The organism is Butyricimonas synergistica DSM 23225, from assembly GCF_000379665.1.
Lineage (GTDB): Bacteria > Bacteroidota > Bacteroidia > Bacteroidales > Marinifilaceae > Butyricimonas > Butyricimonas synergistica.
Genome location: NZ_KB903359.1, coordinates 721,453 through 741,622, shown reverse-complemented (window position 1 = coordinate 741,622; position 20,170 = coordinate 721,453). Strand labels below are relative to the sequence as shown.

Here is a 20,170-nt window from a genome sequence, read left to right as displayed (position 1 = left end):
CGGGTTTAGTGTACTAATTTCAAGCCCACGACACCCGTGAGGATTAACGTGACGAACAGAAGGCGCAGGATACTTGCAGAGTCGTGGAAAAATAATATCCCGAGTAATACGGTACCCACGGCTCCGATGCCTGTCCAGACCACGTATGCCGTGCCTATGGGGATACTTTTTTGAGCCAGGTACAACAGGTATCCGCTGAATCCCATGGAAACCACGGCAAGCGCTATGAACAAGTAAAAGTGTTTCTCGTAAACACCCGCTAATTTAAAACCGAGAGGCCAGCCTATTTCCAATAGCCCGGCACAAACTAATAAAATCCAAGGCATAATCGTTGTTGTTAGTGTTATTGGAACAAAGGTACGGCGGGGGAAGGCGTTTATAGTTGATATTTATCAATTAATGAGGTCGTATCGATTCATTCGTGTATCTTTGTGGAAACGATAAAACAAGTAAGCGTGATGACAGGAATTGAACATTTTCTCCCGGGGAATATCCTCAAACAGTTGCTGCCTCTCGTGACAGAGGTGCGTTACCCTAGGGGGCATATATTGTTTAACCGGGATAAACCGGAAAGGAATATTTATATCCTCGGTCAAGGCATTGCACGTGCTTACACGGAGGGGGATGGAAATGACGTGACGATTTGGTTCGGGCAGGAAGGCGATGTTATTATTTCCGCCCGGGGGTATGTTTACGGGGAAAAGGGCTATGAGACGATGGAATTGTTGGAAGATTCCGTGTTGTACCGGATGGAATGGCAGGGGCTCTTTGAACTTTACCGCCATGATATAGAGGTATGTAATTGGGCTAGGCAGTTGTTGGAACGGGAGTTCGTGCGAACAGAACAACGGTTGATTTCCCATTTGTCCGAGACTGCCACGGAACGCTATTTGCACTTGATGCAAGAGAAACCCGGTATCATCCAACGGGTGCAGTTGCAGTATATCGCTTCTTATCTTGGGATTACCTCCGAGCATTTAAGTCGGATCAGGGGAAAAATGGTTTTGTGATTTTCTATAAATGAAACAATCGGAGTCATGGCGTGTATATTATTGCAACTGTAACAATAAGGTGGTTTTAAGCGTATGTTTTTTGATAGAATTTTAGTATCTTGCGATACTTTATGAATAAGGTTAATTTGTAATGACAATGAAAAACAGTCGTATTCTATATATTTTGTGTTTTGTATTCTTTTTCATGGTGTCTTGTGAGAAAGATGAAGAAGAGTCGGAGAAGGAGAGAACATTGATGGTTTACCTCGTGGGACAGGGGGATGGCAATATTTCCAGCTATCTGAAAAATAATATCCGGGATATGGCTGGGGGGTGGAAAAAAGGTTATGATGGTAATATTGTTATTTTTTATGATGCTAACAATGCCGCTCCTCAATTACTGACGTTTAAAGTGAAGAATGGGGTGGCGGAGCAAGAAGTGCTTAAAACATATGATGATGATTTGAATTCAGCATCCCCGGAAACATTGAAGCAGGTGGTGCAAGAAATGCAGGCGTTGTTTCCGGCACGCTCTTACGGGATGATTTTCGGGGGGCACGCTTCGGGGTGGATTCCTCCGGTTTTGTCGGGACGGGCGGCAAGGTCCCCCTCTTTTTGGGAAAATTCAATTAGCAGAAGTTTTGCGGATGCCTCTACTTCGAGCATGGATATACGTGATATGGCGAAGGCATTGCCTTCCGGGTTAGATTTTATCTTGTTCGATGCCTGCCTGATGTCCTCTGTCGAGGCATTATACGAGTTCCGGGATAAAGTGAAGTATATTATTGCCTCCCCGACGGAAACGCCGATAGTCGGGTATCCTTATGGTGATATAATGTCTTATTTCTGGGGAAATGAAATGCAATTAGAGGGAGAGTTGGAAAATATATGTAAGATCTATTACGAGTTTTATAATACATATAGTTCGGCAAATCGTTTTGGTTCGGTTGCCTTGATTAATATGGCAGAGTTGGAAAATCTATATGATCTGACACGGGAAGTATTAAGCGGGAAGGCTTCAGATGCAGCCAAAATAGAGGCTTCGGTGGTATATAATTACCCGAAAGTGGGATATTCCAAGTATGATCGTTTTTTTGATTTAAGGGAGTATATCAAATATATGACTCAAGATAGACCTTCTCTATATACGGCTTACAAGAAACAGTTAGAAAAGGTCGTTTTGTATAAAGCCGTGACGAATCCTTTTTACTATATAACCATTCCGGAAGAAAAATTCAGTGGTATAGCTACCTATATCCCCCGGAATTTTTGGCACAGCGAAACCACTGCTTACTGGGATTTCCCGTGGGCGGGAGTTTACGAGCGGGATGCCACGGAGTAGAATATTTTTGCTCCGGTTTCGATAAGTTCATCCGGGAAATCGTATTGCGGGGAGTGAAGCGGGGCACAATTTTCCCCAGCACCCAGACCGAACATGGCTCCCTTGTATTGTTGGGTGAACAGCCCGAAGTCTTCGCCCCAGCTAAAGGGGGTTTCTATTTCCACGTAATCAAAACCTTCGCGAAGGGCAATATTTTTAATCATACCGACCGTCTGCTCGTCATTTTCATTGGCGAAGAAAGGTTCCAGCCACGTGATCTCGTGTTGTAAGCCCGGGGTGTTTTCACTTGCGGAGGCAATCAGTTTTTTTAATTTTTCAGCGTACTCGTGCAACTGATGATTGGTCTTAGCCCGTAGTGTTGCCCGGATGACACCTTTTCCGGCAGATACGCCATAGGCTTCTTCTCCTGCGTGAATCTCCACGATAGTCGCAAGAAAATAGTCATCGGATTGAATATCCGTGTTGTTCCATTGCAGGAGTTCCTCTACGATGCGTAAAGTGGCGGGAATGGGGCTGATCCCTTTTTGGGGTTCTGCGGCGTGTGAGGTTTTGCCCGTGAGGGCGATCGACACGCTAATGACGGCACACGTGAAACTGCCTTTCTTGCAGAGTATAGCGGAGGATTTAAAGCCGGGAATATTATGCAAGGCGAAAACTCTGTCTATCGTGTAGTAATCAAGTACGTGGGTATCCAGTACGGCTTTTGAACCGCTTCCGTTTTCTTCTGCCGGTTGGAAAAGTAACAGTACCCTTCCTTGTTTTAGCGGTTGTTCATGCAGCATTTTGGCGAAACGCAAGAGTATGGTCGTGTGCCCGTCGTGTCCGCACTTGTGGGCTACTCCCGGGTTCTGTGAATGGTAGGGAAGATCGTTTGGCTCCTGTACTGCCACGGCATCCATATCCGCCCGAAAAAGTAGGGTAGGACCTTCTTCCGAGAAGAAATATTCAGCCAGCAGACCGTGTCCGCCCACGTGGCGGATGATTTTAGTCGGGGCGAACGCCTGTAATTGTTCTTCCACGAAACGAGCCGTGTTGCTCTCCTGTCCGGATAATTCAGGGTGTTGGTGCAATTTCCTGCGTGTGCGGTAAAAAGTATCTTCTTGCATAATCGTTCTTTTGTCCCGCGAAGTTAAAAGATAAATGTTTTCCTTGTACTGCTAATATTAGTATCTTTACCCCAAAATCTAAAATAGGATGGCAATGAAGTTGAATAAAACCCAAGGGAACTTTCTGCGAGGTGTGATCGAGCGGTGGGAGGCGGAGGGGACAGTCACAACGGATACGGCTAATCGGTTGAAAACAAGTTACACGGTGCGTTCTTTCGAGTGGAAAGAGTTGGCAAAATACTCGTTCTGGATAGCGATTGTTTGTGCGGTAGTGGCGGTAGGGTCGGTGCTTGCCGATCGCCTTATCATGGAATTTCTGCAAAAATTGTTTCTTTCTTCTTACAGTTTGGCTAGCGGGTTCTTTGCCTTGTTGGCGGCGTTGACTTACTACTGGGGATGGCGGAGAAGGCAGAGGCTGCCGTACAAGATATTCAGTAACGAAACGATTCTTTTTCTGGGTGTGGTGTTGACCGCAGTGTCTATCGGTTACTTGGGAGCCGCTATTGACACCGGGAGCGGGCATTATTCCCTGTTGCTTTTGCTGGCGACGTTCGTGTACGGTTTTCTGGGGCTTCGGTTCTCGTCTTCCATGGTGTGGGTGTTTGCCCTACTCTCTTTTGGCGGATGGTTTGGTGCGGAAACGGGGTATCTGACGGATTGGGGACGTTACTTCTTGGGAATGAATTATCCGGTTCGCTTCGTGGTGTTCGGTGTGGCAATCCTGTTGTGCCGCTTCCTGTTACGGGAGAAACGCTGGTTTGCGGAGGTGAGTTCCGCTACTTATGTGGTCGGGATGCTTTACTTCTTTATAGCCTTGTGGCTGCTTTCCATATTCGGGGATTCAAGCAGTTTTTCCAGCTGGTATAGTACGAGGCAGATCGAACTCTGGTACTGGAATACCTTGATACTGGTGGCATCTGTCGCGGCGGTTTATGCGGGGTTGAGGTGGGACGATGTCGTGGCTCGGGGATTCGGGATTTCTTTTTTCTTGCTCGGGATATATACTTTGTATTTCTCGCTGTTGTGGGACGTGATGCACGTGGGGTTGTTCTTTTTTATCCTGGCTGTATCTTTCTGGTTACTGGGACGTAAAGCAGAGAAAATATGGAGTCTTGAGTTTTTTGCCCGGGACGGTCGTAAAATAGAAAAAGACACGAATTGAATCGTATATGGATACACTGGTAAGCTTGGGATACTTGGGACTTTTTATCGGCTCGTTTCTAGCCTCGACGGTTATCCCGATGAGTGCCGATGTGTTGCTGGTCGGAGTGTTGACTTTGGGGGGCAACGTGTGGGGCTGTTTGGCTATCGCTACCATTGGCAATTGGCTGGGAGGGCTTACCTCGTATTGGATCGGTTGGCTGGGACGCTGGGACTGGCTGGAACGGTGGTTCAAGGTGAAACGGGAACAATTGGAAAAGCAGAAGGGACATATCGACCGCTATGGCGTGTGGCTGGCGTTGTTCACGTGGTTGCCCCTGGTGGGGGATTTGTTTGCCATCGCCTTGGGATTCTATCGTGTCCGTCCCAAGATGTCTGCCTTTTATATGTTGGTCGGGCGATTTGCCCGTTTCGTGGTGTGGGTGATCCTTTATTTGAAATACGCGGATCGTTTTATCGAGTGGATTAGTTGAAATTAGTAGAGAAATCTTACATTTGTCACGTCGGAAAATAAAAAAAACGTGTAGATGACTGCCTCAAATTCGGATATTCTGGAAAGTAAGTTCAAAGAGTTGTACAGACCCTTGTGCCTGTTTGCCTTGAATTACACGGGCAAGTACGAGGATGCCGAGGATATCGTGCAACAGCTTTTCGCGGAACTTTGGGAACGGGAAACGGCGGGGAAACTGGAGGTTGTCAACGTGAAGTCTTATCTTTACACGGCGGTGAAGAACCGGGGATTGAAGTTTATCCAGCGGGCACGAGCCGTGCAGCCGATAGAGGACGTCGGGGAAGTCGCGGCAGATGATAACAGCGATGAAGAGGTGCTTCGCACGGAACGGGAAGCCCGTTTGTGGAACTGGATAGACGAATTGCCGACGGAACGGCGGAATATCTTCCTGATGGCTAAACAGCGGGGAATGAAGTACAAGGAGATTGCCGGGGAATTGGGTATTTCCGTGAAGACGGTGGAGAACCAGATGGGGAAGGCGTTGCAGTCCCTGCGAGCGAAGGTAATTAAAATTTATTTGTTCTTTTTTGGACGATTGGAGTAGGGGTTTTTGGTGTATTTTGACTCATATTGAAAAAGGAAGTTATGGACAATCGAATACTTGCGAAATATATATTTGACGAGGCGAATGAGGAAGAAAGGGCTGCTGTCGAGCAATGGCTTTCCGAGAATCCCGAACGGGGCGAGGAGTTGAAGCAATTGACCGAGCGGCTTGATCTGGCGGCACGGCGCTATCGTCCCGATACCTTTGTCCCCGACACGAGGATATTTCATCGTAAGTCACGCCGTGTGCAACGCCTGATACGTTACGTTGCTGTTGCCGTCGTCGTGCTTGTTACCGGGCTTTGGCTGCTTCTGCACGAGGCTCCGGGAAAAGACGTGATGTTGGTATGCCGGGCAGACGAAACCCGGGAGTTCTATCTTCCGGACAGTTCTGTCGTGACGCTTTCCGGAACTTCCAAATTGGTGTACACGCCTCGCTATGGCAAGCGTTTCCGGAAAGTATCGCTGAAAGGAAAAGCATTCTTTTCCGTGCGTAAGGATTTGGAAAAGTCGTTTATCGTGCAGACTTCCACGATAAACGTGAAAGTACTGGGAACCGCCTTCCAAGTGCAGGCAGATGCTTCCGCAGCCGAGGTGATGGTGGAACGCGGACGAGTGAAGGTAACCACTACCCGGGGAAAACAGGAATGTATCTTGCAGAAAGGAATGTCTGCTTCGTACAAAACGAGTGAACCGGAATTAAAGGTTTCTCCGGAATTTGATGCCAACCGAATCGGGTGGAAGACGGGTGTATTCCGATTTAAGGATACCCCTCTGGCGGAAGTAATCCGTGAATTGAACCTATATTATCAGGTAAAGATGGCTTTACCTGATGAATATGATTCGTCGCGAATAACGGTTTCTTTTGATAAACTTCCTTTGAAGGAAGCGTTGGAGATTATCAACCAGACGCTGGATATAGAACTTGTCTTACCAGCTGCCACTGGAACCTCCTCCGCCGAATGACCCGCCACCAAAGCCGCCAAAGGAGCCTCCGCCGCTGCTAAAGCCACCGAAGCCACCACTGCTGCTGCCTCCGCCAAAGCCGCCCATGGGGAAGATGAAGAATCCTCCTCCGGAAGTGTGTCCGGGGGAATATCCGCCGCCACCCCGGCGCCGGAAGATAAAGGACAGCAATACCGCAAAGATGATGATACCGATGATGATGTCAAATATACCGCCGCCTTCGCTTTTTTTCTTGTACTCGTCAGCCGTGTATTCGCCTTTCGAGAGGTCGGTCAGCACGGTGAGGGCTTTGTCCACGCCCTTGTAGTAGTTTCCTTGTTGGAAAGCGGGAATGATCTCGTTGCGGATGACGCGGGAGGCGATCACGTCCGGGATCACGCCTTCCAACCCGTAGCCGACGGATATCGCCACTTGTCCGGATTCCCGGTTGTTCTTGGGTTTTATAAGCAGGACGATGCCGTTGTCTTTTCCTTTTTGCCCCACGCCCCATTTCTCGCCGAGCCGGGCGGCATAGTCATTGATGTCATACCCGTCGAGCGTGGGTACGGTGACTACCGCTATCTGCGTGGAGGTGCTGTCGTTGAAGTCCCTTAATTTTCTTTCCAGTGCCGCTTGTTCCTGCTTGCTGAACAGACCCGTGAAGTCGTTCACGATACGACGGGGCTTCATGGGGTCCGGTATATCCTGTGCCCCCAGGGATAGGCAGATACCCGAAACAAGGGTAAGAAATAGGATGAATCTTTTTATCATTGTTGTTTTAGTTACTGAATGAAATATCATCGGGGAGTTCGTTCACATCGTCGTCTTGGTACGGGAAATAAGCCTTCAGCTGTTCTCCTGCCGCGAGTACTGCCTCGCAGATACCTTCCGTGATTAGTCCCTGTTTGAATTTTTCTATCATGTTTGTTTTTATCGAGTCCCAAAAACCGGCGGGTACCTTGCTGTTTATACCGGCGTCGCCGAGAATCGCCAGCTGGTGGTCGAGTAGTGCCACGTATATCAACACCCCGTTGCGGAGTGCTGTCTTGTGCATTTTCAATTCGGCGAACACGTCCGCCGCCCGGTCAAGTACCTTTATTTTACTGCGATTCTCGATATGCACCCGGATTTCCCCGGATGTATCTTTCTCCGCCTGTTGTATGGCGGCTACCATCGCCTCTTTTTGCTCTTTGGTGAATGATTTCTCGGGAGACATTTTTATTTTAGATTAGAATTTCACTTCCGGTGCTTTTTCCGCTCCCGCGGCAGCTTCGAAATAAGGTTTCACGGTAAAGCCGAACATATTGGCGATGATGTTCTTCGGGAACGAACGGATATAAGCGTTGTAGGTTTTCACGTCCTCGTTGAACTTTCTTCTTTCCACGGCGATACGGTTTTCCGTACCTTCCAATTGTGCCTGCAAATCACGGAAGTTCTCGTTAGCCTTCAGGTTCGGGTATTGCTCCGAGATTGCCATCAGGCGGGAGAGGGCAGAGGAGAGTTCACCCTGCATGCTGTTGAATTGTTGGATGGTTTTCTCGTCGAGTTGATCGAAATTAATTCTCATCTGGGTGGCTTTTGCCCGGGCTTCCACGACTTGTGTCAGCGTGTTCTGCTCGTGCTCGGCGTATCCCTTGACGGTGTTCACGAGGTTCGGGATCAAGTCGAGACGACGTTGATACTGGTTCTCCACGTTAGACCATTGCGAGGAAACTCCTTCACTACGACTCACCATTTGATTGTAACTTCCTTTAAACCACGTGAAGATACCGATTAGGATAATGACAATTATTCCAATTACAATATAACTCTTTTTCATTTTTTGCTTCTATTTTTAGTGATACAATAAACTTGTTTGTGTTTGTCAATTAACGCAAAGATACGAAATTATTTGCAAGAATGTTATGCTTTTCCCCGTATTACCCGATCGTAAATATAGAGCAATACCGTAGTCGCCAGCCCGATAGCCAGAATAACCATCCAGATATTGGAGGGAGAGTATTGCTGCCAGAGTAGATCGGTGAGTTCCTTGTGGTTCAGGTGAAGTTGTTGCGCCACGTTGTCGAAGTAGGCGTTATTGGACAGTCCCTCGGGTATCGCGAGTCCTTTCGTTTCGGCGAATTGACGGGTGATAACCACTTTGTCGGACATATCTTGATACACCACGCCGGAGATAATCCCGGCGAATACGTTGCCGATAAAAACGGGAATAAAGGAATATCCCATGTACAGGGCTTTTTTATCGTGAGGAGCGATACGCCCGATGTATTCCGTGATCTTGGGAGAGCCTGCCATTTCCCCGATCGAGAAAACGAGTATTGCCACTAGCGTGAATAACACGTTCTGCGAGAATAGCGTCAATGCCATTCCGATGGAACACACGAGAAAACCGGACATCATGGATTTCAGCGGTTTCAGGCGCATAACGATGCTCGATACGGCAATTTGAAAGATAATAATATATAAGGCGTCAAAGTTCGTGACGAACTCCGCGTCCAGTATTCCCGGGGCGGGACTGTAATTATTGCTTATGAAAGGGATGTACTCGTGGAAAAAGTTGTAGAGCACGCTGGTATCTACCCATTGAGAGATAAACACGGGCAGGGTGAAAAACAGTTGGTTGTACATTGTCCAGAATCCCGCCACGATAAGAAGGAATACCAAAAACTTGAGATCCCGCACGATGCTGAACATATTTCGGAATATGCCACAGAGCGTCTTTGCCAAGGATGTCTGTTCCGCCTTTTCCCGGTTAGGTTCCTTGTAGAACACGAGAAGGATAAAATTCAACACGATCATTCCTGCCGAAACGTAGAACACGAGGTGCGATGATCCCTTGAACAGCAATGTCACCATGGGACCAAAGAATGCCCCGATATTTACCATCATGTAGTAGATGCCGAACCCGATGGAGGCGGTCTTGTCTGTAGTGGTTTTCGCTATGGTTGCTGATATTACCGGCTTGAATAAAGCCGCACCGATAGCAAGGTATAGATACATGAGGAATACCCCCGTGAAGGTAGAGAATAAAGGTAACAGGATAAATGCCGAAGTGTAGATCACGAAAGCAAGTGCCAGTATTTTTTTGTACCCGTAGCGGTCAGCGATAGCCCCGGTCAACACGGGCAAGAAATAAAGTATTCCCGTTCCCACGCCCATGAGTATTCCTTTTTGGCTTTGCGTGAATTCAAGACCGCCGACATCGGACGACCCTGTCAGGTAATTGGCAAATAACATGAAAAATCCATACCATGCCCAACGTTCAAATAACTCAATCGTGTTTGCCACCCAAAAGGTGCGGGGGAATTTGCTAAAAATACTCATTTCATAAAAAGTTACAGGTTTACAACTTGCGTCTTGTCTTGCACGCTTGTGGCTGGCAAGTTACAAATATTAAAGATAAAAACTAAAAATTGGAAGCCCAAAAATTACGCCTTGACTTTACTATTAGCAAGTCAAGGCGTAACCTGTATAATGATTGAAAGTTATTAATTACTTGATTAAATTCATCGTGTCCGTGGCAATAACCAGTTCCTCGTCGGTCGTGATGCTCATCACGATCACTTTGGAGTCGGACATGGATAATATTTTGTCTTTTCCGCGAGTGCCTTTGTTCGCCGCGGTGTCGAAATGAATGCCCATGTATTCCATGTTGCGGCATACTTGCTCGCGCACCTCGTCGTCGTTCTCGCCGATTCCGCCCGTGAAGACGATCAGGTCTACACCGTTCAATACGGCAGCATAGCTACCCACGTATTTTTTCACGTCGTAAGCAAGAATATCGAGAGCCAAGCGTGCTTTCTCGTTACCCGCGGCAGCAGCAGCCTGCAAGTCGCGGCAATCGGATGACACGTCCGATACTCCTTGCAAGCCGGATTTTTTGTTTACCAAGTCGTTAGCCTGCGCGTTGTTTAATCCTTCCTTGTCACAGATGAACAATAGTGCACCTAAATCGAGATCTCCGGTACGAGTACCCATGATAACTCCGGCGTTGGGAGTGAAGCCCATGGACGTGTCAACGGATTTCCCTTTGTTGATAGCGGTAATGGACGAACCGTTGCCGAGGTGGCAAGTGATGATCTTTTTATTCTCGATGTTCCAGCCTAGGATGTTACAAGCCTTTTGAGCCACGAATTTGTGTGATGTCCCGTGGAATCCGTAACGGCGTACGCGATATTGCTCGTAGTACTTGTAGGGTAGACCGTAGATATATGCTTCCTTCGGCAGTGTTTGGTGGAATGAAGTGTCGAACACGGCTACTTGCGGTACTCCTGGCAGTAGTTTTTCCATCGTTTCAATTCCCGTCAAGTTAGCGGGATTGTGCAACGGTGCCAATTCGCAGCAAGCGGCAATCTTTTCTTTGGCATCAGCGTCCACGATAACGCTCTTGGCAAAGAATTCTCCCCCGTGAGCCACGCGGTGTCCCACGGCATTGATGTCGGTCAAAGCGTTGATAACCCCGTGTTGCGGGTTTACAAGTGCTTTCAGGATTAAGTCGATACCGGCGGTGTGATCCTTGATAGGCTCTTCCACCACGTATTTGTCTTTTCCTTCCGGTTTGTGGGTGAAACTACCTACCGGTAAACCGATTTTTTCAACTAGCCCTTTTGCCAATAACGTCGGTTCTCCTTCCATGTTTAGTAATTGGTATTTTATGGAGGAGCTACCGCAGTTTAATACTAATACGTTCATTATAATTTACGATTTATGATTCTGTGATTGAAGATTATCGATTAATTTTTAGTTCTTTGCTGCAGCCTGGTTTACCGTGATAGCCACGAGGTTCACGATGTCACTCACGGAGCAACCTCTTGACAGGTCGTTGATCGGGGCAGCCATACCTTGCAATACGGGACCCACGGCTTCGATACCGGCGATGCGTTGCACGAGTTTGTAACTGATATTACCCACCTCGAGGCTCGGGAATATAAGCACGTTGGCTTTTCCAGCCACGGGGCTGCCCGGGGCTTTGCTTGCACCCACGGATGCGACCAGCGCGGCGTCTGCCTGCATCTCACCGTCGATCATCACGTCGGGAGCCATTTGTTTGGCGAGTTCGGTAGCTTTTACCACTTTGTCTACCAGTTCGTTCTTTGCCGATCCTTTCGTGGAGAAGCTCAACATGGCAATTCTCGGTTCGATCTTGGCGATAGCTCTAGCTGTTCCGGCTGTGGCAACGGCGATCTGTGCCAATTCTTCAGCGGTAGGATTAGGCAACACGGCGCAATCGGCACATACGATCAATCCGTTTTCCCCGTATTCCGGTTTGTTGGTCAGCAGGAGGAATGCTCCAGACACGACAGACATCCCCGGGAGGGTCTTCACGATCTGCAATGCCGGGCGTAATACATCTCCGGTAGCGTTCTTTGCTCCGGCTACTTCTCCGTCTGCATCACCACTCTTGATCATCAAAGTTGCCAAATAAAGAGGATCGACAACGAGCTTCAACGCTTGTTCTTTCGTCATCCCTTTGCTCTTGCGGAGTTCCACCAGCAAGTCGGCGTAAGCCTCTTTCTTGTCGTGGTTCTCGGGATCGATAATTGTTGCCTTGTTGATGTTCTTCAACTCGAATTTTTCTGCCAAAGCCTTGATTTCTCCCGGTGCCCCGATCAGGATGATTTGCGCGATGCCTTCCCCAATAAGGATGTCCGCGGCTTTTAACGTACGTTCTTCAGTTCCCTCCGGAAGTACAATTCTCTTGTTGTACTTCTTGGCGTTTTCTTTGATTTGTTCAAGGAGATTCATTGTAATTATTCTTTATAGTTGTGTTATTCGCAATCGTTAGCGCGAAAGTAGGAATAATTCATTAAATAACGAGCCTTTTGCTATTTATTGTTTGCAATTTTTGTTGATTTTGTAAGATTGAGGTTGCAAAAACGATTGAAAATTGTCTATCGTCTATGCCAATTTGAATCTCAACCGTAACACTCCCTCGTTAAAGTCGTGCGAGATAATTTTGAATGTCCCGATTTCTGCCGTGTTTGACACGTGTTCACCGATGCAGGGGCATTGGTCGTAGTTGCCGATGCGGATGACCCGCACGGTGTCGACACTCCGGTCGGGGAGACGTTCGATATTGATGCCCTCTGGGAGTTTGTCTATCGGGTAGAAGATGGCTTCCACGTTAATGTTTTGATGGATGATGTCGTTCACGGCCAGTTCTACCGTTGCAATATCTTCCGGAGAGGGAGGGGTTGTGAAATGGTAATCACATTTGGATTTCTTTTTCTCGATGTGCGCGGAAAATGCCCGTTCGCAATGGAAATACTTCACCATTTGCGAATTCAGAATATGTTCTGCCGTGTGCATGGCAGGTGAACTGTAAGTTTTGTTGGGTTCGTTAATGTTCATGATTTAATGTTATTACTTTTTAATGTCGTATGTCATAAGTTTTTAACGGAGATGTTTCTATCGCGAATATAATAAAATAAATTTGCCCTGGCAGAATTAATCAGTTGCAAGTTACAGGTTGGCAGGTTACAAGTTCGGTGAAAAAAATAATTTCTTTTTTGGATTTATCAAAAAGATGCTTACCTTTACACCGAGAATTATACCGGGGATACATGCGAGATACACTAGGAAGTTTTACTTTCATAACATGATCGAATCGATACGCCTTAGACCTTATATCGGCCCTTGATATTACTTCCAAACCCTCCACTCGCTTTCCCCGGTTTCTTTTTTTGATTATGATCTTGTTAATTAATAGAATTTATTGCCTATCTTTGCCTCCCGAGCGGAATAAACTTTCCGCGGGGGAGAATCACCTTTGGGTGAGCCCGCTTTAAATTTAGGTTTAAATAAAACTGTAATTATGAAGTTATTAGAAGGAAAAACAGCCATCGTGACCGGAGCGTCAAGAGGCATCGGTAAAGCCGTGGCAATGGAGTTTGCCAGACAAGGCGCCAACATCGCTTTTACCGACTTGAGGTATGACGAGATCGCGCAAGAAACCGAGAAAGAAATTGCTGCCTTGGGCGTGAAAGCGAAAATGTACGCTTCCAACGCTGCCGATTTTGCCGCTACTGCCGCTACCGTGGATGAGATTGTTAAAGAATTTGGACGAGTTGACATACTTGTAAATAATGCCGGGATCACGAAAGATACTTTGTTAATGCGCATGAGCGAGGAACAATGGGACGCCGTGATCAACGTGAACCTTAAATCCGTGTTCAATTTCACGAAAGCCGTTTCTGCCGTTATGTTACGCCAGAAATCGGGTTCTATCATCAGCATGAGTTCCGTGGTAGGTGTCAGCGGTAACGCCGGGCAAGCCAATTATGCCGCTTCCAAAGCCGGTATCATCGGTTTCACCAAGAGCGTGGCAAAAGAGTTAGGCTCTCGCAACATCCGTGCCAACGCCGTGGCCCCGGGATTCATCATCACGGACATGACCGCTCAATTGCCCGAGGACGTGCGGAAAGAATGGGCGGCAAAAATTCCGTTAAGAAGGGGAGGTACCCCGGAGGATATCGCCAAGGTATGCGTGTTCCTCGGTTCAGACTTGTCTGCTTACGTGACGGGACAAACCATTCACGTTTGTGGCGGAATGAATATGTAGGTTTTATGAATTTTATAGATGAGAGGTGTGTTGCGGCACACCTCTCGTTGTTTCTCCGTTTACTCCACGTGAACGTGCCAACTGGGGGAGAAGCCTGATTGATTCACCCCGGCGAAAAAGATGTACACGTGCGCCGATTGCCCGATAGATTCGTCTAGGGTAAATTCACCCCGTAAATCCCCGCGGCAACCTTTTACTTCGAGAGCCAGGCGGGGCGATCGTGTCAAGTTATCGTACAACAATCCCACCTGCATCATGTCCGTTCTTGCTGCCGTGCTCCAATCCCGTTCTTCTTGCCAGCTCACGTGAAAGCGGTTGCCTTCCCGCGTTACTTGCAAGTCGCGGGGAAGTGCCAGCCTCCCGGTGGAAAACTTGAATCCCTCGAAATCCACGATCTTGCTTTGCCCGTCAAAGCAGTGGAAATTGGTCGTGTAGAACAAGTTCGGAGCCATCTTTCCGTGTGCTTTGGCTGCCGTTCGCCAAATATCGGGCGATACCTGTTTCATGTACTCCTTGTAAAACGACTGCACGGCAGTGAAGCGGGCGGTCACTTCCCGCTGTTTGGGCGTACGTCCTTCAATTTCCCATTTTTTCTTTTTCCCGGGAATCTCGTATCGCCTCATGTAGGGTTCACCGTCACGCGTGTAATAAATAAGGTTCCCTATTCTACCGATAGGGATTCCATTCATAAAATCTTTAATTTTCATATCAATTAATTTTATATTTCTCTTGAATAGAGTGGGGGGAGTCCCCGTTCCCGGGAACTCCTTTCACTCGTTTTTGCCATCAGGCTCCTTCCTCCAGCGTTAAGTACTGTGATTTGGAAGCCTTCTTTTTGTCCGCGCTTGTCGCGAAAGTGTAAATCTTCACGTTTTCTTTGCTCCATTTCTTGGGTAAAGCCACGGATGTAGAACCACTTTCACCTCGTTGGCGAAGTGTTACCACCCGGCAAAATCCCAAGACGCTTTCCAGCAGCACGGCATACACCGCATCATCCGCGTTGTTGTCGACCTCTTCCTCGGTTGGCGTCTGTTCAAAGATAAACTTTTGCGTTTCAGAGTTATAACTTGCCGTTACATCCGGAACAAGCAATGACCCGTTCGCGCAAAACAAGCGCTCGTAATCCACTGTGACCACGTTCTCTGCTTCCACCGAGCAAATGTCTTTGTTCAATGAAAGGAACGCATTTGCCGCGGACCATCCCCTTTTACGTTGTGGAAATCCCAACCGGATTGCCGATCGCAAAGCCGATGAAAGCATGATGAGCATAGCAAATTTTAAGCGTTGTTCAACTGCTTCCGGTGAATTCGAGGCTTTCCCGGGAATGCCTTTTCTTCTAACGATATTATTACTGTAAAGCATGTAATATGTCGCACCTCCCACGGCTCCTAAATAGGCGCCTGCGAGGTCAGGGTATATCTTTCCCATAATAATAATTTTTAATGAATTATAAAATTTTGATGTTTGTAATAAACATCTGTTCTTTGGTAAAAATAATTATACAATTATTTCTTTTTAAGAAGTGATTCGATGCTTGTTGGCATATTCCCTATTCCTTAAATTCTATTGCTTAGATTTCTTTGCCTTTCAATAGCGGAATAGTAAAAAATCAGTTATTCTATCACTGATTCGTTATAATGTTTTTTTCTTTATGATGCAAATATAGCTTCAAAAAAGGATTTAGACAAGAAAAAAAAAGGATTTTTTTTACTCGGCACCCCTTTTGATAAGTCAAATGATTGGATATTAATCTGTTGATTTTTTTTGTATTGAAACGTTCTTTTTCGTGGAAATATAATCACTTCCAATTTGGGGATATTCTAGATTTTCCTTAATATTGTATCGTTAATAAATAAGTCGAACTAAAACGTCAAGAAGAAAGAAGCAGACATTTGAATTAAAATATTGTTGAACGGACAGGATATTATTCGATAAAGCAAAATCTGGTAAATTTTAATCATCATGAATAATAAGCCGAATCACGTTCCACACCCGTTCGGGCGTGGATTGTTTTCGCTTTTATGATGATAGGTTTACCAGAACCTTGCTTATCGGGAGTGCGAGCAATTTCACGCTCTCTTTATATCCTCCCACTTAGAAACGTTATAAACAGTACCGGAAACTTCATCTAGGACAGTGCTTTTGTAATAAATTGCTAATTTTGTTACACGGCTACCCCGAGTGAACGTTTTGCTGGATTCTGAAAATTGATTACATTTGTATAATTATTCGGGATAATACCCGGGTAATGAAAATGTGAAATATTTGAAGCGTTTAGTTATGTCCTCATTTTGAAAATCGCCAATTTTTAAACCCGAAGGACAACAGTACAAACGTTCATGCTTGCCATATAGAAATCTACACTATATATGGTTTAGCGTGGGGTAGCTGTTTATTTCGGGTCAGGTGTTTGGCGATACCTCAAAATGGATAAACTGAAAGTTCCCACGCTTTTCTTATGCAATATAAACTGCTTTTCTGGGGATTAAAGGCAATATATAATACTAACTTAATATGGAGAGTGTGAAAATTGGAATAATATTCTTCTATGTGATATTGATGTGTATTCCTGTTTTACCTATTGATGCGCAGACGATCAATACACGGATGTCTAATCTGTCTATAATAACAAATAGTTATCATATTCAACCAATTATGTCTGATTATGATATAATTATAGAAAAAGAGCACGATTTCCGTTATAAGTTTGATGAATTACTTTTGTCAGAAGGAACATTAAGGAGAATAATATGGTACAGATCGGATAAGCAGATTCTTCGTGTGTATGAAAATTCACTTCTTCGCTGCTACGAATATGATGAGAGAGGGAAATTAGTAAAAGCTGCCGAGTATCGTTTAGATGATTATAATCCGAGAATATTTTTCCAGAAAGATTTTAATGGACGATTAACTCAATGCAAGAAAATAAAATATCAATATAATGATAAAGAACAGATAAGTACAATAATAGAATATACTTCTAATGGAGATGCACAAAAAAGAGTATGCAAATATGATAATAACGGACGAGTTAATTTAGTTGGTGATACAACATTGAAATTTGATAATCAAGGTCGGGTTATCGGATTATGCTCTACCACTCTTGAAGAGCAAGGGTATTATTATGAACTTTATGATTATTCCAATCAACAGTTGAGTAAATATTCTCAAGGTTATATTCAGAGTGTGCACTCCAAGGTAGAAAAAGAAGTTATGTATGAGTATGAAAATGATGAGAATGGTAATTGGATTACTCGCCGAGGTTATGTTCGAAATGATAATAAAATAGATGGTAAAGAATATATTTCCGTGTTTACACGAGAATATCATAAATTTAATGATTGGCAAGATCGGGCAGCGAACGTGGAGGGCGATGGGAATGATCGTGATGTTGAAAAAGAAGATGTTGATACTGATGTGCCTCGCTTTCCTGGTTGTATTAATAAGTGGCTGGCAAAGCATATGAAATATCCGGTTTTTGCGCAAGAAAATAATATCCAAGGTACAGTGGTAGTACAATTCATGATTGAGAAAGATAGTAGCATTACGGATGTAAAAATAGTTAAATCTGTAGATCCGATTTTGGACAAGGAGGTTATCCGTTTGGTAAAAATTATGCCAAAATGGATACCCGGGAAACAAAAAGGTGAACCGGTTAGAGAGAGCTATACGATGCCATTTAATTTTAGATTACAATAATAATGTTATGGAAGAATTAATGTACAATTTAAGAGAAGGAGTAGAAGCTCTTACTCCTCCTTTAGGTTTGACTTTTCGAGAGGTTATAGGATGGATATTAGGATTACTTGCCTTTCTTGTAATCTTAAACATATTTAGTTCACTTGATAGAGGACTTACCGGGAAAGACTTTCGATATTTCGACCAGCAATATCGTGATCTTGCAAATAAATTGAATGAATTGCAGAAAAAGTTAGATAATTTACAGAAATTCAATAATGATTAGAAGTAATAATGAAAAATAAGTCTGTTCTTGTAGGGTGCCTTTTTATCTTGCTTTTATACTCTTGCACGAGACGTCCGGATTATGAAAAAGCGACAACAACAAATTCTTATTTTCAGGTTTTCCAAAAAGAGGAAAATTTTGTCAGAACTATTACGGCATTGTCTAGCATTGCTGTTTTTGATTCCATATTGAAATTTAATAAGGTCGTAGATACACACCGGATTGTCATCGAAAAAATAAATTCTGCTGTTCTTGATAGTTACCGGGATAAAATAAAACAACTACATCAAATGATGGATAATTATCTGTCTGTTTGTCAGGAAAATAAGGGATTGGTCAATGATTATTCTGATTTTTTCATTCAATTGCCTGGTAGGTTGAATGGAATTCTTGAGCAGAAAATAGAAAAAGCAGATAAAGTTGTGAATTTATTTTTTGGTGAAACAGTTTACAAGAAATTGGAAGAAGAATTGCTGCTTCAAAAATACGAAGAAATTTCGATGCTTTTGAGGCAAGCTTGTGATTCCATTGTACGTGGGGAGAATTTTTGTTGTACTCGCTTGTATATGTTTATTCTTGAGTCTTATATTCGGGAAGACGAAAAATGTAGAACTGAAATAAGTAAAGAAGAATTTGTAATAGCATTTGAACGGGACTTTAATAGGCTTCAAGAGATATTTTTCTCGAAAAATGTGTGTGAAACGTTTTTGGGATTCCTAAAAAATAGTTTTGATATGAATGAAGCTTATAGTGAATATATAGAATTATTGGAAGCTTGGAAGAAAGTAGATAAAGCAAAAGATCTTTTAGTGCAAGAAAAGTTGGAAGATAAACAATATACCTCGGAAAAATCTACAACTTTTGAAATGACTTTTAAAGTCTTGTTCATGCCAGAAGAATTGGAGAATGATTATAGAAGACCTCGATTGTATATAATCGTATTGGATGGAAAAGGGGAAAATTATTACTTATTTAATGATGAAAATGACTATGATGCAGTAGCTTTTCGTTTTTGGATTGTGTCTGAAATAACATATCGTTATATGGCTAATAAATTTTACCGTGATTGTGAATATAGTTCCAGTAAATTCACGAAAAACTGGCAACAGTATGCATTAGAAATTGAAAAATATCTTCCTTATGTGGAGAAATTACCTATTCATGATGAAATAACTGATCCTAAAATCAAAAAATTGTTTAACCAAGTATATTATGACTGGAAAAACAACACATTGACACTTAATAATAAATGGTATGGGGATCATAGTTATTATATCGGGAATGAAAATTTTCATATAGAAAGATTGGAAAATGACGGCAGTGCAAAATATAAAGAAAAATATGATAGCGCTTTAACAATTGCAAGGCATACGTGGTTTATTCGTTAATGTTTAATAATTAGTAAGATAGGAAATGATAGAAAAAGAACAACAAAATTGGGATCAATGTTTTTATTGCATATTTGCATTGATATTTGTTATTATCTTGGGTATTTCTGGGTGGGGAAAAAGTATAAATGCGAGTATATTTTTACCCCAAATCTTGGATAGCATGGGATTAGTGGGTATTTCGTGTGTAACCCTATTGTGGTTACTTATCAATGGTGGATTATGGTCATACTGCAAAATGAATGGATTTGAAACTCGTACTTTGGGGGTGTATATAATATTGAATATTGTATTATTTATAGGAGAATTGGTTGTTTATTTTTTAGGTGTATCAGATAAACTAGAAGTCTTATTAAATGCACTGCCATCTATAAAGTTGGGAATAATATTATTGACATCTTTGTTAAGTGTTACGGGAATTGTACTTGGAATTCAATTGCGTGCGAACTTAGCATTCTTCAAAAATTTTGTTGGATATGCTTTTATGTTTGTGTATGCAGTTCCTTTTTTTACTTTTCTTGTTGAATCTTTGTTAGTTGGTACAACACGAGTATTTATTTTATTTACAACCATTGTGTGGATATATTCATTAAGTGTTTTATTCGTGTTCTTTTTTGAAAATAGAAGATTTGAAAATCATGAACATCAATAATTAAT

At 44.0% G+C, this 20,170-nt stretch carries 22 protein-coding genes; 11 read left to right on the top strand and 11 right to left on the bottom strand.

Features of this window, described 5'->3' with window-relative positions; translation table 11 throughout:
* Positions 1 to 5 precede the first annotated feature (5 nt).
* The gene (locus A3CY_RS0103305; RefSeq protein WP_018336475.1) at positions 6 to 326 is read right to left on the bottom strand and encodes a DMT family transporter; all 321 of its coding nucleotides are present in this window, start codon (positions 324 to 326) and stop codon (positions 6 to 8) included.
* Positions 327 to 458: 132 nt separating this feature from the next.
* Here A3CY_RS0103305 and A3CY_RS0103300 point away from each other — a divergent pair, with 132 nt between their 5' ends.
* Positions 459 to 1,010, top strand: coding sequence for a Crp/Fnr family transcriptional regulator (locus A3CY_RS0103300; RefSeq protein ID WP_018336474.1), 552 nt, complete (start codon positions 459 to 461; stop codon positions 1,008 to 1,010).
* Positions 1,011 to 1,149: 139 nt separating this feature from the next.
* Positions 1,150 to 2,334, top strand: a complete 1,185-nt coding sequence (locus A3CY_RS0103295) for a clostripain-related cysteine peptidase (RefSeq protein ID WP_018336473.1) — start codon at positions 1,150 to 1,152, stop codon at positions 2,332 to 2,334.
* Here the strand turns inward: A3CY_RS0103295 and A3CY_RS0103290 are convergent.
* Positions 2,310 to 3,440: a M20 metallopeptidase family protein gene (locus A3CY_RS0103290; protein WP_018336472.1), complete on the bottom strand. Its 1,131-nt coding sequence runs from the start codon at positions 3,438 to 3,440 to the stop codon at positions 2,310 to 2,312. The genes A3CY_RS0103295 and A3CY_RS0103290 overlap by 25 nt on opposite strands.
* 94 nt (positions 3,441 to 3,534) lie before the next feature.
* Here A3CY_RS0103290 and A3CY_RS0103285 point away from each other — a divergent pair, with 94 nt between their 5' ends.
* From A3CY_RS0103285 to A3CY_RS20105, 4 genes are read left to right on the top strand one after another with little or no spacing between them, the layout of a single operon-like run.
* Positions 3,535 to 4,602 carry a hypothetical protein gene (locus A3CY_RS0103285; protein ID WP_018336471.1) on the top strand — a complete coding sequence of 356 codons (1,068 nt, stop codon included), beginning with the start codon at positions 3,535 to 3,537 and terminating at the stop codon, positions 4,600 to 4,602.
* Between the two features lie 7 nt (positions 4,603 to 4,609).
* Positions 4,610 to 5,074, top strand: a complete 465-nt coding sequence (locus A3CY_RS0103280) for a YqaA family protein (RefSeq protein WP_018336470.1) — start codon at positions 4,610 to 4,612, stop codon at positions 5,072 to 5,074.
* Positions 5,075 to 5,128: 54 nt separating this feature from the next.
* Positions 5,129 to 5,656, top strand: coding sequence for an RNA polymerase sigma-70 factor (locus A3CY_RS0103275; protein WP_018336469.1), 528 nt, complete (start codon positions 5,129 to 5,131; stop codon positions 5,654 to 5,656).
* A 41-nt stretch (positions 5,657 to 5,697) separates the two neighbouring features.
* A complete protein-coding gene (locus A3CY_RS20105) occupies positions 5,698 to 6,621 on the top strand; it encodes a FecR domain-containing protein (protein WP_018336468.1) in 924 nt (307 codons plus the stop codon).
* Here the strand turns inward: A3CY_RS20105 and A3CY_RS0103265 are convergent.
* From A3CY_RS0103265 to A3CY_RS0103235, 7 genes are all read right to left on the bottom strand, one after another.
* Positions 6,586 to 7,371: a TPM domain-containing protein gene (locus A3CY_RS0103265; protein WP_018336467.1), complete on the bottom strand. Its 786-nt coding sequence runs from the start codon at positions 7,369 to 7,371 to the stop codon at positions 6,586 to 6,588. The two genes, A3CY_RS20105 and A3CY_RS0103265, sit on opposite strands and share 36 nt — an antisense overlap.
* Before the next feature lie 7 nt (positions 7,372 to 7,378).
* Positions 7,379 to 7,816 carry a TPM domain-containing protein gene (locus tag A3CY_RS0103260; RefSeq protein ID WP_018336466.1) on the bottom strand — a complete coding sequence of 146 codons (438 nt, stop codon included), beginning with the start codon at positions 7,814 to 7,816 and terminating at the stop codon, positions 7,379 to 7,381.
* A gap of 12 nt (positions 7,817 to 7,828) precedes the next feature.
* Positions 7,829 to 8,419 carry a LemA family protein gene (locus A3CY_RS0103255; RefSeq protein WP_018336465.1) on the bottom strand — a complete coding sequence of 197 codons (591 nt, stop codon included), beginning with the start codon at positions 8,417 to 8,419 and terminating at the stop codon, positions 7,829 to 7,831.
* 83 nt (positions 8,420 to 8,502) lie between these two features.
* A complete protein-coding gene (locus A3CY_RS0103250) occupies positions 8,503 to 9,924 on the bottom strand; it encodes an MFS transporter (RefSeq protein WP_018336464.1) in 1,422 nt (473 codons plus the stop codon).
* 168 nt (positions 9,925 to 10,092) lie between these two features.
* Positions 10,093 to 11,292: an acetate/propionate family kinase gene (locus A3CY_RS0103245; RefSeq protein ID WP_026207249.1), complete on the bottom strand. Its 1,200-nt coding sequence runs from the start codon at positions 11,290 to 11,292 to the stop codon at positions 10,093 to 10,095.
* Positions 11,293 to 11,340: 48 nt separating this feature from the next.
* Positions 11,341 to 12,345, bottom strand: coding sequence for a phosphate acetyltransferase (pta, locus tag A3CY_RS0103240; RefSeq protein WP_018336462.1), 1,005 nt, complete (start codon positions 12,343 to 12,345; stop codon positions 11,341 to 11,343).
* 153 nt (positions 12,346 to 12,498) lie between these two features.
* The gene (locus A3CY_RS0103235; RefSeq protein ID WP_018336461.1) at positions 12,499 to 12,951 is read right to left on the bottom strand and encodes an alanyl-tRNA editing protein; all 453 of its coding nucleotides are present in this window, start codon (positions 12,949 to 12,951) and stop codon (positions 12,499 to 12,501) included.
* A 463-nt stretch (positions 12,952 to 13,414) separates the two neighbouring features.
* Here A3CY_RS0103235 and fabG point away from each other — a divergent pair, with 463 nt between their 5' ends.
* A complete protein-coding gene (gene fabG, locus A3CY_RS0103230) occupies positions 13,415 to 14,161 on the top strand; it encodes a 3-oxoacyl-[acyl-carrier-protein] reductase (RefSeq protein ID WP_018336460.1) in 747 nt (248 codons plus the stop codon).
* 59 nt (positions 14,162 to 14,220) lie between these two features.
* Here the strand turns inward: fabG and A3CY_RS0103225 are convergent, their stop codons facing one another.
* Positions 14,221 to 14,868, bottom strand: coding sequence for a hypothetical protein (locus A3CY_RS0103225; protein WP_018336459.1), 648 nt, complete (start codon positions 14,866 to 14,868; stop codon positions 14,221 to 14,223).
* Positions 14,869 to 14,947: 79 nt separating this feature from the next.
* Positions 14,948 to 15,589 (bottom strand): DUF6266 family protein, encoded by a 642-nt coding sequence (locus A3CY_RS0103220; RefSeq protein WP_018336458.1) that lies wholly within the window; start codon positions 15,587 to 15,589, stop codon positions 14,948 to 14,950.
* Between the two features lie 1,086 nt (positions 15,590 to 16,675).
* On the opposite strand from A3CY_RS0103220, the gene A3CY_RS23220 reads away from it, so the two are divergent.
* The 4 genes from A3CY_RS23220 to A3CY_RS0103200 are packed head-to-tail and all read left to right on the top strand — an operon-like array spanning position 16,676 to position 20,165.
* Positions 16,676 to 17,860, top strand: coding sequence for an energy transducer TonB (locus A3CY_RS23220; RefSeq protein ID WP_018336457.1), 1,185 nt, complete (start codon positions 16,676 to 16,678; stop codon positions 17,858 to 17,860).
* Between the two features lie 7 nt (positions 17,861 to 17,867).
* Positions 17,868 to 18,125: a hypothetical protein gene (locus A3CY_RS0103210; protein ID WP_026207248.1), complete on the top strand. Its 258-nt coding sequence runs from the start codon at positions 17,868 to 17,870 to the stop codon at positions 18,123 to 18,125.
* 8 nt (positions 18,126 to 18,133) lie between these two features.
* On the top strand, positions 18,134 to 19,513 hold the full coding sequence (locus A3CY_RS0103205) for a hypothetical protein (RefSeq protein ID WP_026207247.1): 1,380 nt from the start codon (positions 18,134 to 18,136) through the stop codon (positions 19,511 to 19,513).
* Between the two features lie 25 nt (positions 19,514 to 19,538).
* Positions 19,539 to 20,165, top strand: coding sequence for a hypothetical protein (locus tag A3CY_RS0103200; RefSeq protein WP_018336454.1), 627 nt, complete (start codon positions 19,539 to 19,541; stop codon positions 20,163 to 20,165).
* Positions 20,166 to 20,170: the final 5 nt, after the last annotated feature.

Excerpts from the sequence above, each read along its gene's own strand:
- A3CY_RS0103305 (WP_018336475.1), bottom strand. The coding sequence starts at position 326 with ATGCCTTGGATTTTATTAGTTTGTGCCGGGCTATTGGAAATAGGCTGG.
- A3CY_RS0103300 (WP_018336474.1), top strand. The coding sequence starts at position 459 with ATGACAGGAATTGAACATTTTCTCCCGGGGAATATCCTCAAACAGTTG.
- A3CY_RS0103295 (WP_018336473.1), top strand. The coding sequence starts at position 1,150 with ATGAAAAACAGTCGTATTCTATATATTTTGTGTTTTGTATTCTTTTTC.
- A3CY_RS0103290 (WP_018336472.1), bottom strand. The coding sequence starts at position 3,440 with ATGCAAGAAGATACTTTTTACCGCACACGCAGGAAATTGCACCAACAC.
- A3CY_RS0103285 (WP_018336471.1), top strand. The coding sequence starts at position 3,535 with ATGAAGTTGAATAAAACCCAAGGGAACTTTCTGCGAGGTGTGATCGAG.
- A3CY_RS0103280 (WP_018336470.1), top strand. The coding sequence starts at position 4,610 with ATGGATACACTGGTAAGCTTGGGATACTTGGGACTTTTTATCGGCTCG.
- A3CY_RS0103275 (WP_018336469.1), top strand. The coding sequence starts at position 5,129 with ATGACTGCCTCAAATTCGGATATTCTGGAAAGTAAGTTCAAAGAGTTG.
- A3CY_RS20105 (WP_018336468.1), top strand. The coding sequence starts at position 5,698 with ATGGACAATCGAATACTTGCGAAATATATATTTGACGAGGCGAATGAG.
- A3CY_RS0103265 (WP_018336467.1), bottom strand. The coding sequence starts at position 7,371 with ATGATAAAAAGATTCATCCTATTTCTTACCCTTGTTTCGGGTATCTGC.
- A3CY_RS0103260 (WP_018336466.1), bottom strand. The coding sequence starts at position 7,816 with ATGTCTCCCGAGAAATCATTCACCAAAGAGCAAAAAGAGGCGATGGTA.
- A3CY_RS0103255 (WP_018336465.1), bottom strand. The coding sequence starts at position 8,419 with ATGAAAAAGAGTTATATTGTAATTGGAATAATTGTCATTATCCTAATC.
- A3CY_RS0103250 (WP_018336464.1), bottom strand. The coding sequence starts at position 9,924 with ATGAGTATTTTTAGCAAATTCCCCCGCACCTTTTGGGTGGCAAACACG.
- A3CY_RS0103245 (WP_026207249.1), bottom strand. The coding sequence starts at position 11,292 with ATGAACGTATTAGTATTAAACTGCGGTAGCTCCTCCATAAAATACCAA.
- pta (WP_018336462.1), bottom strand. The coding sequence starts at position 12,345 with ATGAATCTCCTTGAACAAATCAAAGAAAACGCCAAGAAGTACAACAAG.
- A3CY_RS0103235 (WP_018336461.1), bottom strand. The coding sequence starts at position 12,951 with ATGAACATTAACGAACCCAACAAAACTTACAGTTCACCTGCCATGCAC.
- fabG (WP_018336460.1), top strand. The coding sequence starts at position 13,415 with ATGAAGTTATTAGAAGGAAAAACAGCCATCGTGACCGGAGCGTCAAGA.
- A3CY_RS0103225 (WP_018336459.1), bottom strand. The coding sequence starts at position 14,868 with ATGAAAATTAAAGATTTTATGAATGGAATCCCTATCGGTAGAATAGGG.
- A3CY_RS0103220 (WP_018336458.1), bottom strand. The coding sequence starts at position 15,589 with ATGGGAAAGATATACCCTGACCTCGCAGGCGCCTATTTAGGAGCCGTG.
- A3CY_RS23220 (WP_018336457.1), top strand. The coding sequence starts at position 16,676 with ATGGAGAGTGTGAAAATTGGAATAATATTCTTCTATGTGATATTGATG.
- A3CY_RS0103210 (WP_026207248.1), top strand. The coding sequence starts at position 17,868 with ATGGAAGAATTAATGTACAATTTAAGAGAAGGAGTAGAAGCTCTTACT.
- A3CY_RS0103205 (WP_026207247.1), top strand. The coding sequence starts at position 18,134 with ATGAAAAATAAGTCTGTTCTTGTAGGGTGCCTTTTTATCTTGCTTTTA.
- A3CY_RS0103200 (WP_018336454.1), top strand. The coding sequence starts at position 19,539 with ATGATAGAAAAAGAACAACAAAATTGGGATCAATGTTTTTATTGCATA.